This window comes from Streptomyces sp. NPDC091649 (assembly GCF_044756785.1).
Classification (GTDB): domain Bacteria; phylum Actinomycetota; class Actinomycetes; order Streptomycetales; family Streptomycetaceae; genus Streptomyces.
In genome coordinates this window covers 2,929-16,053 of sequence record NZ_JBIVTR010000024.1, presented here as the reverse complement: position 1 = coordinate 16,053, position 13,125 = coordinate 2,929, and the positions used below count along the sequence as shown (strand labels likewise).

At 72.6% G+C, this 13,125-nt stretch carries 15 protein-coding genes and 1 pseudogene; 4 read left to right on the top strand and 12 right to left on the bottom strand.

Features of this window, described 5'->3' with window-relative positions:
* Window positions 1-22: 22 nt before the first annotated feature.
* The 6 genes from mmuM to ACIQMU_RS29045 form a co-directional block, all read right to left on the bottom strand.
* Entirely contained in the window at window positions 23-940 is a 918-nt protein-coding gene (mmuM, locus tag ACIQMU_RS29070; protein WP_402690034.1) for a homocysteine S-methyltransferase, read from the bottom strand.
* 122 nt (window positions 941-1,062) lie between these two features.
* The gene (locus tag ACIQMU_RS29065; RefSeq protein WP_402690033.1) at window positions 1,063-1,986 is read right to left on the bottom strand and encodes an LLM class F420-dependent oxidoreductase; all 924 of its coding nucleotides are present in this window, start codon (window positions 1,984-1,986) and stop codon (window positions 1,063-1,065) included.
* Window positions 1,987-2,059: 73 nt separating this feature from the next.
* Window positions 2,060-2,560, bottom strand: a complete 501-nt coding sequence (locus ACIQMU_RS29060; protein WP_402690032.1) for a DUF6099 family protein — start codon at window positions 2,558-2,560, stop codon at window positions 2,060-2,062.
* 124 nt (window positions 2,561-2,684) lie between these two features.
* A complete protein-coding gene (locus ACIQMU_RS29055; RefSeq protein WP_352243870.1) occupies window positions 2,685-3,044 on the bottom strand; it encodes a nucleotide pyrophosphohydrolase in 360 nt (119 codons plus the stop codon).
* A gap of 208 nt (window positions 3,045-3,252) precedes the next feature.
* Window positions 3,253-3,657, bottom strand: a complete 405-nt coding sequence (locus ACIQMU_RS29050) for a cell division protein SepF (protein ID WP_073220783.1) — start codon at window positions 3,655-3,657, stop codon at window positions 3,253-3,255.
* 192 nt (window positions 3,658-3,849) lie between these two features.
* Window positions 3,850-4,647 (bottom strand): DeoR/GlpR family DNA-binding transcription regulator, encoded by a 798-nt coding sequence (locus ACIQMU_RS29045; RefSeq protein ID WP_352243871.1) that lies wholly within the window; start codon window positions 4,645-4,647, stop codon window positions 3,850-3,852.
* Between the two features lie 208 nt (window positions 4,648-4,855).
* Here ACIQMU_RS29045 and ACIQMU_RS29040 point away from each other — a divergent pair.
* Window positions 4,856-5,217, top strand: a pseudogene (locus ACIQMU_RS29040) (SIS domain-containing protein); the annotation flags it as partial.
* A gap of 14 nt (window positions 5,218-5,231) precedes the next feature.
* Complete coding sequence (locus ACIQMU_RS29035; RefSeq protein WP_352243872.1) at window positions 5,232-5,897, top strand: DedA family protein; 666 nt, start codon at window positions 5,232-5,234, stop codon at window positions 5,895-5,897.
* A 244-nt stretch (window positions 5,898-6,141) separates the two neighbouring features.
* Here ACIQMU_RS29035 and ACIQMU_RS29030 read toward each other — a convergent pair whose 3' ends face one another.
* From ACIQMU_RS29030 to ACIQMU_RS29010, 5 genes are all read right to left on the bottom strand, one after another.
* Window positions 6,142-6,678 (bottom strand): hypothetical protein, encoded by a 537-nt coding sequence (locus ACIQMU_RS29030; RefSeq protein WP_352243873.1) that lies wholly within the window; start codon window positions 6,676-6,678, stop codon window positions 6,142-6,144.
* A 138-nt stretch (window positions 6,679-6,816) separates the two neighbouring features.
* On the bottom strand, window positions 6,817-7,899 hold the full coding sequence (locus ACIQMU_RS29025) for an iron chelate uptake ABC transporter family permease subunit (RefSeq protein WP_352243874.1): 1,083 nt from the start codon (window positions 7,897-7,899) through the stop codon (window positions 6,817-6,819).
* The gene (locus ACIQMU_RS29020) at window positions 7,896-8,933 is read right to left on the bottom strand and encodes a FecCD family ABC transporter permease (protein ID WP_402690031.1); all 1,038 of its coding nucleotides are present in this window, start codon (window positions 8,931-8,933) and stop codon (window positions 7,896-7,898) included. The genes ACIQMU_RS29025 and ACIQMU_RS29020 overlap by 4 nt, the downstream gene beginning before the upstream one ends.
* Window positions 8,934-8,983: 50 nt before the next feature.
* A complete protein-coding gene (locus tag ACIQMU_RS29015) occupies window positions 8,984-10,033 on the bottom strand; it encodes an iron-siderophore ABC transporter substrate-binding protein (protein ID WP_352243877.1) in 1,050 nt (349 codons plus the stop codon).
* A 163-nt stretch (window positions 10,034-10,196) separates the two neighbouring features.
* Entirely contained in the window at window positions 10,197-11,162 is a 966-nt protein-coding gene (locus tag ACIQMU_RS29010) for a hypothetical protein (RefSeq protein WP_402690030.1), read from the bottom strand.
* A 159-nt stretch (window positions 11,163-11,321) separates the two neighbouring features.
* Between ACIQMU_RS29010 and ACIQMU_RS29005 the strand changes: the two genes are divergently transcribed.
* Complete coding sequence (locus tag ACIQMU_RS29005; RefSeq protein ID WP_402690029.1) at window positions 11,322-11,546, top strand: hypothetical protein; 225 nt, start codon at window positions 11,322-11,324, stop codon at window positions 11,544-11,546.
* Here the strand turns inward: ACIQMU_RS29005 and ACIQMU_RS29000 are convergent.
* Entirely contained in the window at window positions 11,540-12,355 is an 816-nt protein-coding gene (locus tag ACIQMU_RS29000) for a helix-turn-helix transcriptional regulator (protein ID WP_402690028.1), read from the bottom strand. The two genes, ACIQMU_RS29005 and ACIQMU_RS29000, sit on opposite strands and share 7 nt — an antisense overlap.
* Before the next feature lie 205 nt (window positions 12,356-12,560).
* Between ACIQMU_RS29000 and ACIQMU_RS28995 the strand changes: the two genes are divergently transcribed.
* A complete protein-coding gene (locus tag ACIQMU_RS28995; RefSeq protein WP_402690027.1) occupies window positions 12,561-12,998 on the top strand; it encodes a hypothetical protein in 438 nt (145 codons plus the stop codon).
* Window positions 12,999-13,125: the final 127 nt, after the last annotated feature.

Genomic DNA, 13,125 nt, shown 5'->3' with positions numbered 1-13,125 from the left:
CCCCGGGGACTCCGCCCACGCTTCAGCGTGCCAGCCGCCCGGCCAGCTCCGCGATGCGGTCCGGGCCCACCCGGCAGCAGCCTCCGACGAGCCTGACCCCGGCCCGTGTCCAGGCCCGCGTCCGCTCCGGATCGAAGGTGCCGCGCCCGGTCCACCGCCGCGCTCCCGGGTCCCAGCCCTCCCCGCTGTTCGGGTAGACCACGGCGGGCCCGCCCGTGACCGCCGCCACGCGCTCCACGGCCCCCGACACCTCCTCCGGATCGCAGCAGTTGACCCCGACCGCGAGGGCGGCGCCCCGCCCCGACGCCACCGCGAACGCCTCCTCCAGCGGCTGGCCGGCCCTGGTCCGGCCGCCCGCCACGCTGTAGGAGAGCCAGTACGGCAGCCCGGTCTCCTCGGCCACCCGGACCAGGGCCTCGGCCTCGTCCACGTCCGGCACCGTCTCCAGCGCCAGGGCGTCGGGCCCGGCAGCAGCCAGGGCCGCCACCCGGGGACGATGGAAGCGCTCCAGCTCCCGGACGCTCAGCCCGTAGCGCCCCCGGTACTCGCTGCCGTCCGCGAGCATCGCGCCGTACGGGCCGACCGATGCGGCGACCCAGACCTGCCGCCCGGGGTCGGCCCGGCGCGCCGCGTCGGCGGCGCTCCGGGCCAGCCGCACGCTCCGGGCGAGCAGGGCCTCGGTCCCGGCCCGGTCGATCCCGTACCGTGCGAACCCTTCGAAGGTGGCCTGATAGCCGGCCGTGATGAGCACCCGTGCCCCCGCCCGGAGGTAGGCGAGGTGAGCGGCCTCGATCTGTTCCGGCGCGTCGGCCAGCAGCCGGGCCGACCACAACGCGTCGGACAGGTCGCAGCCCTGGGCCTCCAGCTGGTTGGAGAGCCCGCCGTCCAGCAGGACGGGCCCGGCCTTCAGCGCGTCGGCGAGCGTGCTGCCGGTACTCACAGCCGCCTCCTCCTCGTTCGCCCGGACGGTCGAGGGCGAGCTTGATCGAGACTCCGCCCGGCCCCGCCCCGCCCCGTTCCGTCCCGGCTCGGTCAGGTCAGGTCAGGTCAGGTCAGGTCAGGTCAGGTCAACTGGGACTGGATCTGCGAGGAGATCAGTTCCAGATGGTCCAGGTCGTCCAGGTCGAGGATCTGGAGGTAGATCCTCGACGAGCCGATCGCCCCGTAGCTGCCGATCTTGTCGACCACCTCGGCGGGCGAGCCCGCGAGCCCGTTCGCCTTGAGCTCCTCCACGTCCCGGCCGATGGCCGCCGCGCGTCGGGCGACCTCGGCGTCGTCCTTGCCCGTGCAGACGATCAGCGCGTTCGAGTACACCAGGTCGTCCGGTGAGCGACCGTGCGCCTGCGCCGCGGCCCGGACCCGGCCGAACTGCTTCTCACTGTCCTCCAGCGAGGCGAACGGGATGTTGAACTCGTCCGCGTACTGCGCGGCGAGCCGCGGGGTGCGCGTCGCACCGTGGCCGCCGATCAGGATGGGCACCTTGGCCTGGGCGGGCTTGGGCAGCGCGGGCGAGTCCGTGAGCTGGTAGTAGGTCCCGTCGTAGCTGAAGGTCTTGCCCACCTCCGTCGTCCACAGGCCGGTGACGATCGCGAGCTGCTCCTCCAGGCGCCCCAGCTTCTCCTTCGGGAACGGAATGCCGTAGGCCCTGTGCTCCTCCTCGAACCAGCCTGCGCCGAGTCCCAGTTCGATCCGGCCGCCGGACATCCGGTCCACCTGGGCCACCTGGATGGCCAGCACTCCCGGAAGCCGGAAGGTGCCGGCGGTCATCAGCGTGCCGAGCCGGATCCGCCGGGTCTCGCGCGCCAGTCCGGCCAAGGTGATCCAGGCGTCCGTCGGTCCGGGCAGGCCGTCGCCGGAGCCCATGCGGAGATAGTGGTCGGAGCGGTAGAAGGCGTCGAAGCCCAGGTCCTCGGTGGCCTTGGCGACGGTGAGCAAGGTGTCGTAGTCGGCCCCTTGCTGGGGCTCGGTGAAGATGCGAAGATCCATGCCTCCATCCTGCCCCTCCGGCGCCCGGTCCTCCTCACCAGCCCGGCCGGGCCCCCTCCGCGTCGCCCCTCTCTCAGGGCCCCGCCGCCGACGGTGCGGGGCCCCGGATGCCGCCGTAGGGGCCGTCGCGCTCCCTCTCCCGCTCCGCCAGCCGCCTCAGCATCCCGTGCACGCGGTCCAGTGATTCGTCCGCCGCGTCCATGGCCTCGATGCACTGCCAGTAGAGACCGTCCTCCCCCGTGTCGCAGGCCACCCCGACCAGCGCGATCCCGGCCTCGCCCAGGAGCAGCGCCAGTCCGGCCAGGGCCGGACGCACATCGGCGATGCCCGTCAACTGGGCCGCCCTGGCACCGCCGGAGAGCACCGCCGGGTGATCCAGTGCGGAGCATCCGGCGCCGATCTCCCCGAGCGCCCGCGCCTCGCTCCGTAATTCCATCGGCCCGTACTGCGCCAGTCGACTGCCGACCGCCCGCGCGATCGCCTGTGCCTGCCACGCCTCCGCCATGACGTCCAGCGCGCCCCGGCTGCCCGCCAGCGACCGCCGCCCCGCTTCGATGAGTCGCTCCGCTTCCATGTGTCTCCCCCGTCCGTACGAAAACCCGCTCACCTCATTCATTACCCACAGTGAGGTAGACAGCACCGTAAGGCCAGAGGAAATCGGAAATCTGTGGACACGAAGTCGACTGTGAACATCTCGCTCACTCCGAAGAGTGACGACGGTGAGGTTCAGGAGCGCCCGGCAGAGGGAAACGCGTCTCGTTCCGTTGCATCTTGGCCACCAGCGCAGCCGCCGGGTCGATGCCCAACGCCTCGCAGAACTGCAGGAGATAGGCGAACACGTCCGCCACCTCGTCGGCGACCCGGTGGGCCGATGCGGGGTTCTCCATGATCGCCGCCGACTGTTCGGGCGTCAGCCATTGGAAGATCTCCAGCAGTTCGGACGCCTCGACGCTGAGCGCGGCCGCCAGGTTCTTCGGGGTGTGGTACTGCCCCCAGCCCCGCGCCGCCGCGAACGCGGCCAGCCGTCGCTGGAGTTCTGCCACCTCGATGTCTGTCACGCGCTCAGGTCTATCACCGGCCACCGACAGCGCCCGCCCGGCGCGGAGGACGGGGCCCGGAACCGGGAACGTAGGCCCGGCGCGGAAGTACGGGACCCGGCGCGGGCGTACGGGGACCCGGCACACGAAGCCGGCTCCGCGGGCGGAGGCGGGGCGGACCGCGGCCGGGGCGGCGGTCCGGTCCGGCTGCCGCCCCGACTGCCGCTTCCTAGGACTGGGCGAGGCCCGCGGGCGTGACCCCCTCGACCTCCATGCCGACCGGCGCGAGAAGGAAGACGTTGCGGTCGACGCGGTGCATGCCGCTGCCGAGGCCGAAGACCACACCACTGCTGAAGTCGAGAATCCGCTTCGCCACGTCCGACTCCGCCGCCGTCAGGTCGAGCAGCACCGGGACCTGGGCGACCAGGTACTCGGCGACCTCGCGTGCGTCCGCGAAGACCTGCACCCGCAGCACGACCAGGCGCCGCTGTTCGGCCGCGCGCTCGTCCGGGACGGTGCGGTGGTCGATCCGGGACGGCCACTCGTCGCGGCCCCGCAGCGGCACGACCTGCGCGAGTCCCTCCCACTGTTCGTCGGTGGCGTCGTATCTGTCATACCTGTCGTACCTGCTCACAGGGCCACCCCGTCGTCGAGCCGGACGGATTCGCACCGGCTGCACTCACTGTTCATCGGGCAATCCTCTCGCCCCTCACCCGTTCGGCGTACCAACGACACGGCGAAGCGTCGGTCCGTGTCGCTTCCGGTACCCGACGGACACCGGTTCATGACGCCCGCCCCTCCGACGCGACGGTGCGGGCCACGGCCATCAGACCGTGACGACCTGGACCCCCGCCTCGTCGAATCGGTCCCGCGCCTCCGCCGCGATGCGGGAGTCGGTGACCAGGACGTCGACCAGCCCCAGGTCGCAGACCCGGGCGAAGGCCCGTTTGCCGATCTTCGACGAGTCGGCCGCCACCACCACCCGCTGGGCCCGCTCCGCGAGCAGCCGGTTGACGCTGGCCTCGCCCTCGTGGTGGACGTAGGCGCCGCGTTCGATGTCGATGGCGTTCACCCCGAGGACGGCGACGTCCAGCGTGATCTCGTTCATCACGCCGACGGCGAGCGGGCCCGTCAGTTCGTACGACTGGGGCCTCGCGACCCCGCCCGTCACCACCATCTTGATCTGCGGCCGGATCGCCAGTTCGGCGGCGATGTTCAGCGCGTTGGTCACCACGGTCAGCGTCGGCTGTCCGCCCGCCACCGCCGTCTCCCCCACGATGTCCTGGCGTACCGCCAGCGCCCTGGCCACCTCGGTCACGGTCGTTCCGCCGGTCAGGCCGACCACTTCGCCGACGGCGACGAGGCCCGACACCGCGCGGCCGATCGCCTGCTTCTCCGGCGCGTGACGGCCCGTCTTGTAGCGGAGCGCCAGCTCGTAGGAGACCCCGTGCGCGACCGCACCGCCCCGAGTACGGGTGAGCAGGTGCTGTTCGGCCAGCTGGTCCAGGTCGCGGCGGATGGTGGCGGCCGAGACGTCGAGCGTCGCCGCCGCCTCCTCGACGTCCACCCTGCCGTGCTTGCCGACCAGTTCCAGCAGCGCGTCCCACCGGGCGTCCCTGGACAAGAGCGTCTCCTCACCGTCCGGCGCGGGCACCGCGCTTCGCGGGAACGCGGTCGCCGGTGGCCGGACCGCCGCAAGCGTCGCACAGAGGCCCCCGCGAGCCCTTCACCCGCCTACGACTTGCTTGTTTTCGCTCGATAGCCGCATGTAACGTTCAGAAATCTACAAACGGGCTCAGCCGGCCCCGTTCGGCCGCCGCTACGACCGGGTCGGGTTCTCCTTCCTCGGCCGGGGCTGGACGGTCGGCCTGGCTCACGAGGCGGCGCTGAAGATGAAGGGGGCGTCGCAGTCTGGACGGAGTCCTACCCGGCGATGGAGTACCGCCACGGCCCCATCAGCGTCTCCACCGCGGGCACCGCTACCTGGATGTTCGGTGAGGCGCCCGAAGGACTGCCGGAGCAGGTGCGCGCCACGGGCGCCCAGTGGGTGGACGGCGGCCTCGACCCGCTGGCCGACCTCGTACGCGTACAGCGCCTCGTACGCGTACAGCGCCGCGCCCGCGCGGCCGCACGCGGGCTCGACCCGGATCTCCCGCGCCACCTGAGCCGTTCGGTGGTGCTCGGCGGGGCCTGAGGGACCATGGACACATGCACCTGACCCTGTCGGCCGCCCAGGAGCCGCCGTCCGCCCCGGGGCCGCAAGGGGGCCTCGCCGGCTGGGCCGCCGGGCTGGTCGAGGCGTTCGGCGGCCCCGGCGCGGGTGCCGCGATCGCGCTGGAGAACGTTTTCCCGCCGCTGCCCAGCGAGGTCATCCTGCCGCTGACCGGGTTCGCCGCCTCGCAGGGAGTGCTCAGCATCGCCTCGGCCCTGTTCTGGACGACGCTCGGCTCGGTCGTCGGGGCGGTGGTCCTGTACGGCATCGGAGCCGTGTTCGGCCGGGAGCGGATGCACGCCTGGTGGGCGAAGCTGCCGCTGGTCAAGACCTCCGACCTGGTGCGGACGGAGGAGTGGTTCGCCCGGCACGGCGCCAAGGCGGTCCTGCTGGGCCGCATGGTGCCGGTGTTCCGGAGCCTGATCTCGGTGCCCGCGGGCGTGGAGCGCATGCCGCTGCCGGTGTTCGTCGCACTGACCACGGCGGGCAGCCTCGTATGGAACACCGTGCTGGTGATGGCCGGGTACTGGCTCGGCGATCAGTGGGACGTCGTCGGGACGTACGTCGGCGTCGCGTCCAAGGTCGTGCTGGCGCTGGCCGTCGTCGCTCTGGCCGGTTACGTCGCGCTGCGCGTCCGGGCCCGCAATCGCGAGCGGCCCTGACGGCGCTGCGTGCCGCCGCGCGATCCGGCACGGGTGAGCGTCCGGGGCGACGCGCCCGGTGCCGCGCGGGCGGGTTCCCGCCCGCGCGGCACCGGGCGGCTCAACACCCGCTCGGCTCAACACCGGCTCGGCTCAACACCGGCTCGGCTCAACACCGCGCGGCACGGCCGGAGCCGCCGTCCGACCGCCGGCCCCGCCCCGGTCGGCTGGGCCGCTCCGTCGGGGGCGTCTCGCGGCGGGCCGCTCAGGCCCCCTCGAAGTAGGCGTCCAGGACGGTGTCCAGCTCGGCCGGCCAGCCCTTGAGCTCGCCGCGGCTCCCCGCCTCGACCTCACCGTTGAACCACCGGCGGGTCGACAGGTGGACGGTCACGGTGAACCTGCGGCCGAAGCGGGCCGGGGTGGTCTCCACCGCGCCGATCTCGTCCCAGCCGAACTCGGCCTCCTGGTCGTCCAGCCGGAACCGGATGCCTTCCCTGGCCACCCGGATCGAACCACGCCGGTCGCTGACCTCGAATACGGGGCCCTCCTCGGCTTCGTCGCCCGCGGCATCGTCCTTCGCCGCCTCCGGTTCCCCGTCGGCGTCGCCCGTCGCCTCCGCCGTTTCGAGCCCGGCGTCGCTCAGCGGTTCCGCGTCCGGACCGGCGTCCTGCGGATCTGCCTCCGTTTCCGCGTCGGGCTTCCGGGTCGCGACGGGGGCCGCCAGTCCGGGCAGGGGGATGAACGCCGGGTCGGTGCCTGCGGCGAACTCGGGCTTCTTGTTGGACTCTATGCTCTGCTCCACGGCGGGCAGTATGGTCCACGAACCTGTACGTGACCAGTCGCCACCGCCTCGGCCCCGGCCCCGGCCCCCCGCGCGGCCGGCGGACCTCCCTCCGCGGAACGGCTGAAACCCCGCCCGGCGCCACGGAACGGGCATCCGTCAGAGCACGCCCCTGCGCCACTCCCGTACCAGCAGATAGCCGAGGTAGGCGCCGCCGATCGCCATCGTGTAGATCCCGACCGGCAGGTCGTCGAAGAGCGCCAGTTGCTGGGAGCACAGGTCCGCGAGGACCAGCAGCAGGCCACCGGTGAGGGCGGAGAGCAGCAGATGGGGACCGGAGCCCCGGGTGAGGCGCCTGGCGATCTGGGGTGCGGTCAGGGCGATGAAGGCGATGGGTCCCGAGACGCTGACCGCGGCGGCCGAGAGGGCGATGGCCAGGACCACGGCGAGGGTCTTGGCCTTCTTCGGCTCGGAGCCGAGCCCTTCGGCGATGTCGTCGCCCATCTCACCGATGTCGAGCCGACGGGAGATCAGCGCGGTCAGCGGGGCGGTGACGAGAAGGACCAGCCAGACGGTGCCGGCGTCCGTCCAGGAACGGGCCGTCAGGCTGCCGTTGACGTAGGCGGTGAGGACGGACGCCTTGTCGCGCTCCAGGGCGTAGACGACGTACTGGGTGACGGCCGCGCCCATCGCGGCGACCCCGATTCCGGCGATGACGAGCCGGGCGGGGTTACGGAAACCGGTGCCGGTGGAGACGTACACGAGGGCCATCGCGAGGATCGCGCCGATGAGCGCGCCGACGGCGACGGGGACCGTGTCGGGGAACATCAGGGCGCAGATCGCCGCGCCCGCGCCCGCTCCGGCGGAGAGCCCGATGACATCGGGGCTGCCGAGCGGGTTGCGGGTGACGGACTGGAACAACGCGCCGGAGAGGCCGAGGGCCGCGCCGACCCCGATGGCGACGGTGAGGCGGGGGCCGCGCAGCCGGTTGAAGACGAACCGGTCCTTGCCCTCCGCGTCCCCGGCGAGCGCGGCGGGCAGGTCGGCGAGGTCGATGCCGAGGCGCCCCCACGCCAGTGTGGTGACGGCGGCCGCGAGGAGCAGCACGAGGAGCCCCGCGCCCGCGAACACGGAGGCCCGGCGCATGGGCAGCGCCACGGTGCTGCCGACGACCAGATAGCCCCGGGGGGCCTTGCGGGCGGGGGCGTTCCGGCCGGTGGCGGTTCGGTCGGTGACGGTCATGAGGTGCCCCTCATCCTGCGGACGGCGATGAGCAGCGCGGGTGCGCCGATGAAGGCGGTGACGACGCCGACCATGAGTTCGGTGGGGCGCATGACGACCCGGCCCACCACGTCCGCGAGGAGCAGGAGGGTGGGACCCATCAGGGCGGAGAAGACGACCTGGAGGCGGAAGTCGACGCCGACGAGGGCCCGTACGACGTGCGGGACGGCGAGGCCGACGAAGGCGATCGGTCCGACGGCGGCCGTCGCGGCGGCGCTGAGCAGCGTGGCGGCGAGCAGGCCGCCGCCCCTGATGCGTCCGGGGTGCGAACCGAGGGCGACGGCGGTCGCGTCGCCCAGGGCCAGGGCGTTGAGGCCGGGGCCGAGGGCGAGGGCGAGCAGGAATCCGACGGCCGCGAAGGGCAGGACGGACCAGAAGACGTCGAGGTCCCGGCCGCCGAGTGCTCCGACGACCCAGTAGCGGTAGCTGTCGAACACCTGCGGCTTGCTGAGGGTCACCGCCTGGATGAACGCCATGAGGACGGCGGTCAGCACGGCTCCGGCGAGGACCAGGCGCACCACGCTCGTCCCCGTGCCGGCGGAGCCGATGACATGGACGAGGACGCCGGCGACGAGCGCGCCGGGCAGCGCCCACCACATGATGTCGGTGGCGCCGGAGGCCCCGAGCCAGGCGGTCGCGGCGACGATGCTCGCGGAGGCGCCGGCGTTGATGCCGAGGAGGCCCGGTTCGGCCAGCGGATTGCGGGAGACGCCCTGCATCAGGGTGCCCGCGACCGCGAGGCAGAGCCCGGCGAGGACGCCGAGGACGGTCCGGGGGTAGCGGCTCTCGATGATGACCGTGATGTTGGGGTCGGCGGTGCCCCGGAGGACGTCGACGACGTCACCGAGCGAGGTGCTGCGGCTGCCGAACATGACGCTCGCGCAGAGCGCCACGGCCAGCGCGGCCAGGCCGAGGAGCAGGAGGAACGCCGGTCGAGCGACGCCGGTACGGGAGGTACCGGCGCCGCTCGGCGGTGCGACCGTGGTGGTTGCCATGGGAGTGGAGTGTGCCTTGGTGCCTCGGAGGTCCGTGTACCCGGCCGGGGTTACTTGCCGGCGGCCTTGACGGCCTGGTCGATGATCGGCAGGTAGCGCTCGATCGTCCAGGGCACGGTCAGCGGGTTGATGATCGAGGAGGCGGTGACGAAGGAGTTGTCGTCGCTCGCGACGACGGCGCCCTTCTTGATCGCGGGGATCGCGCCGTACAGCTTCTGGCCCTCGATCTCCTTGCGGTTCTTCTCGTCCGTGTAGAACGTGAAGATGATGTCGCTGTCCTTGAGCTTCTCGGCGTTCTCCAGGCCGATGAGGGCCGAGTCGGTGCCGGGGGTCTCCTTGAAGCCGTTGACGACCGGGTCGACCTTCAGGCCGAGCGAGGAGACCATCTTCACGCGCTGCTCCTCCGGCTTGAAGACGCCGAGGGTGCCGGGGCCGGAGTTGTAGATGTAGGAGAAGGTGACGTCCTTGTAGCCCGGCCGGGTGGCCGCTGCGTCGGCGAGCTGCTTCTCGATCTTCGTCTTGAGGCCGTCGGTGTCCTTCGTCCGGCCGAGCGCCTTGCCGATGATGTCGATCTGCTGGTCCCAGTCGGTGCTCCACGCCTGGTCGGGGTAGGCGACCGTGGGGGCGATGTCCTTGAGGACGTCGTACTGCTTCTGCGTGATGCCCGACCAGGGGGCGAGGATGACGTCCGGCTCCAGCTCGGTGATCGCCTCGAAGTCGATCTCCTCGCCGCCCGCGAACTGCTTGGGCAGCTCGTCGCCGGACTTCTTGACGGCTTCGTTGATCCACGGGAGGTACCCGGACTTGTCGCTGCCCCAGGGGTAGCTCTCGATGCCGACCGGGGTCTCGCCGAGGGCTATCGCGGTCTCGGCGGAGCCCTGGCCGAGGGTGACGATGCGCTCGGGCTTCTCCTCGATCTTCGCGGTGCCGAGCGAGCTCTTGATCGAGACGGGGAAGGCGCCGCCGCTCTTCGCCGAGTCCTTCGCCCCGTCCTTGTCGCCGTCGCCGTCCGAGGAGCAGCCGACCAGGGCGACGGCGAGGGCGACGGTGGTGGCCGTCGCGGCGATGGTGTGGCGGCGCACGCGGGTGAAGCCGAGCATGGAGGGTCCTCAGGTTGTGCCGAGCGGGTGAAAGTTAGGTAAGCCTAAGCCAGAGGCGTCGGCACCTCAACCAGCCCCCCTCCTTCACCTCCCGGCCACACCGGCCGCACCTCGGGAGCCTCCCCCCGGCGAAGGCCGCCCCATTACCGGCGCGACCGGCCCCTCAGTGCTCGTGCCCGGCGGATTCCCCGCCCTTCGGCACGGACTCGCCGGCCGCCGCCCCGGCGTGCACGGTGAAGGCGGCCGTACGGACCTTCCCCTCGTGCCGGAAGTCGAGGAAGAGGCGGTAGGCCCCCCGGCTCGGGGCGGTCGCGGTGAAGGAGACCTCCGGTCCGGACTTCGTCCGCCCGTCGCCCGGCTCACCGTTCGGGTGGACGTGGAGGTACGCCAGGTCCCCGGCCCGGAGCGCGACGAGGTGACCGTACGCGCCGAGGTAGGGCTGGAGGTCGGTGACCGGTTCGCCGTCCTTCTCGACCTCCAGCCGGAGCTCTTCGCCCGCCCCGGCGCGCAGTTCCCCGTCGAGGGTCACCTCGTATCCGTCGACGGTCACCGTCCGCTCGGCGCGGGGCAACGGCTCGGGACGCGCGTCGCCCGACACCGCGAGGTCCGCGCCCAGGGTGAGCCCCTCGGCGTTCTTCACGTCCGGGGTGAAGTCGGCGAAGACCCGGTAGCCGCCGGCCTCGGGCAGCTCGACGGGGGTGGACCAGGTGCCGTCGGCGGCCCGCTCCGGGTGCAGGTGCCGGTAGGTGGCGAGGTCGTTCGACGCCACGATCAGGTGCAGTTCCCTGCCGTGCTCGGGGCGGAACGCGGTCACCTTGCGGGAAGCGCCCTCGTCTACGACCGAGAAGCGCAGCTCGGCGGGCACGCCCGCCTCGACACGCGGGGTGGCGAGGTCGAGGGCGAACCCTCCCTCGGAGACCTGTAGGCCGCCGGGAAGTTCCGGGGCCCTTCCCGCCGTCCCCTCCGCCGCCCGCCTTTCCGCCGCCGGGTCCTTCTTCGCACCGTGACCGTCGTGCCGGGACGGCTCCTTCGCGACGGCGGGGTCCAGAGCGCCGCCCACCGTGTACGCCGCCCCGAAGGTCGCCGCGAGCCCTGCGGCGAAGGCCGTGATCTTGAGACCGGTCTGCATGGCCCACTCCCTCGTCAAGGGTCGCCGGGTCGCGACCACTCTCCTCAACATACCCCCTAGGGGTATGAAGTCAACTGGGGAGCGATCTTGCGGAGAGTCGCCGGGGACAGAAGAATCGCGCTCACCGGATATGACCGAACGGCAGGGGAGCGGGGCCCTATGGGGACATTGGCGGCATTACTGGCCGGTCTGGGCGGGATGGCGGCGTGCTGTGTGGTGGTGCTGGTCAGACGCGGGCGGCGCGGGCCCACCGAGAACACGGACGGATTGCTGATCGAGCAGGAGGCCCGGCTCCGGGTGCAGCAGATGCGCAGCGACGGGCGGGACTTCCGGGCCCACCCCCACCACAGGCCGGGCTCCGGCTCAGGGCCGCGCCGCTACTGACCCCCGCCGCCCGCCGCCCCCAGGGAGCGCAGAAGCGCGTCCGTCCGCTCGTCCATCGGAAAGAACGACTCCACCGCGAGCTCGGAGAGGGTCACGTCGGCCGGGGCTCCGAAGGTGGCGATCGTGCTGAAGAACGCCATGTCGCCGAGGGGCGTACGGATGCGCAGCGGGACGACGATGCCCGCCGGGTCCACCGGCCCGGGGTCGGCGTCGAGATCCGGCGGAGCCGGGTAGGCGGACACCTCCTCGTACAGCTCCCGCAGATCGCGGTGGCCGGTGGTGTCGACCTGGTGCCGCAGCCGGCCGAGGGCGTGGGCGCGGACCTGGGCGAAGTTCAGGCACTGGGAGGCGAGCCCCTCCGGGTGCAGGATCAGCCGCATCACGTTGCCGCCCGACTCCGTCAAATGCGGTGGCACACCGCCGAGCAGGAGGGACATCGCGTCGTTGTGGTCGACGATGTCCCAGATCCGGTCGATCGCGGCGGCCGGGTACGGCTCGTGGCCGGCCAGCATCGCCCTGATCGCGGAGCGGACCATGGCCATCCGGTCGCTGTCGAGCGGTGACTCCCGGTACGCCGGGGCGTAACCGGCCGCCAGCAGCAGGCCGTTGCGATCCCGCAGCGGTACGTCGAGTTGCTCGGCGAGCCGGAGGACCATCTCCCGGCTCGGCCGGGCGCGGCCCGTCTCCACACAGGAGAGGTGCCGGGTCGAGGAGTCCGCCCTCAGCGCCAGGTCGAGCTGGCTGAGTTTGCGCCGGCGGCGCCAGGCGCGGAGCAACAGGCCCACACGGGGCGGCTCTTGGGTCTCCATGATCTCACCGTATCCGTGGATTCCCGCCCGTGGACCCGCTGCCCCCGATCCCGGCCCGTCGGATCGCCGCCGGATTCCCGTCCTCGGTCCCGTCGGTCCGCCGCCCGCTGTTCCCCGGCCGGGGACCATGACCCGGGAGGTCATGGAGTCCGGGACCGTCCGCGTGGCACGGTGTCATCGATCCGCCGACCGAAGGAGAACCGAGATGACCTGCGCCGCCCTCGCCCCGTCCGCAGCGGTGGCCCCCGCCCCGGACGCCGCCCGGTTCCTCCGTCTCGTGCTGCGTGTCGACAGCGTCAGCACCGCCGTGATGGGCGTCGTGCTCGTCGCGGCGGCCGTGCCGCTGGGCTCCGCGACCGGGATGCCGGTGGTCTTCTGCGTGGCGTTCGGGATCTTCCAGATCGGCGGGGCCGCCTCCCTCGCCCTGGTCGCGGGCTATCCGGTGATCCCGCCCGCCCTGGCCAGGACCGTCGTCGCGGTGAACTCCCTGTGCGCGGTCGGGTGCGCGGTGACGGCCTTCGCCGGCTTCGTACCGCTCAACGGGTTCGGGGTGGTCTTCCTGCTGATCGGCGCCCTGATCGTGGCGGTGTACACGGCGCTCCAGTACACGGGGCTGCGGCGGATGACCTCGGCGACGGCCTGACCGGCCGGGTCGCTCCGGCAGAGGGGGGGGGGGGGGGCCGCGGGGGGGGGGGGCCCCGCGGGCCCCCCCCCGGGGGGGGCCCCCCGCCCCCCCCCCCCCCGCCCCCCGCCCGCCGCGGCGGCCGCCC

Bases quoted from the DNA above. Each gene is read 5' to 3' on its own strand.
- ACIQMU_RS29065 (WP_402690033.1), bottom strand. From the start codon at position 1,986: ATGGATCTTCGCATCTTCACCGAGCCCCAGCAAGGGGCCGACTACGAC.
- ACIQMU_RS29060 (WP_402690032.1), bottom strand. From the start codon at position 2,560: ATGGAAGCGGAGCGACTCATCGAAGCGGGGCGGCGGTCGCTGGCGGGC.
- ACIQMU_RS29035 (WP_352243872.1), top strand. From the start codon at position 5,232: ATGCACCTGACCCTGTCGGCCGCCCAGGAGCCGCCGTCCGCCCCGGGG.
- ACIQMU_RS29025 (WP_352243874.1), bottom strand. From the start codon at position 7,899: ATGACCGTCACCGACCGAACCGCCACCGGCCGGAACGCCCCCGCCCGC.
- ACIQMU_RS29020 (WP_402690031.1), bottom strand. From the start codon at position 8,933: ATGGCAACCACCACGGTCGCACCGCCGAGCGGCGCCGGTACCTCCCGT.
- ACIQMU_RS29015 (WP_352243877.1), bottom strand. From the start codon at position 10,033: ATGCTCGGCTTCACCCGCGTGCGCCGCCACACCATCGCCGCGACGGCC.
- ACIQMU_RS29010 (WP_402690030.1), bottom strand. From the start codon at position 11,162: ATGCAGACCGGTCTCAAGATCACGGCCTTCGCCGCAGGGCTCGCGGCG.
- ACIQMU_RS29005 (WP_402690029.1), top strand. From the start codon at position 11,322: ATGGGGACATTGGCGGCATTACTGGCCGGTCTGGGCGGGATGGCGGCG.
- ACIQMU_RS29000 (WP_402690028.1), bottom strand. From the start codon at position 12,355: ATGGAGACCCAAGAGCCGCCCCGTGTGGGCCTGTTGCTCCGCGCCTGG.
- ACIQMU_RS28995 (WP_402690027.1), top strand. From the start codon at position 12,561: ATGACCTGCGCCGCCCTCGCCCCGTCCGCAGCGGTGGCCCCCGCCCCG.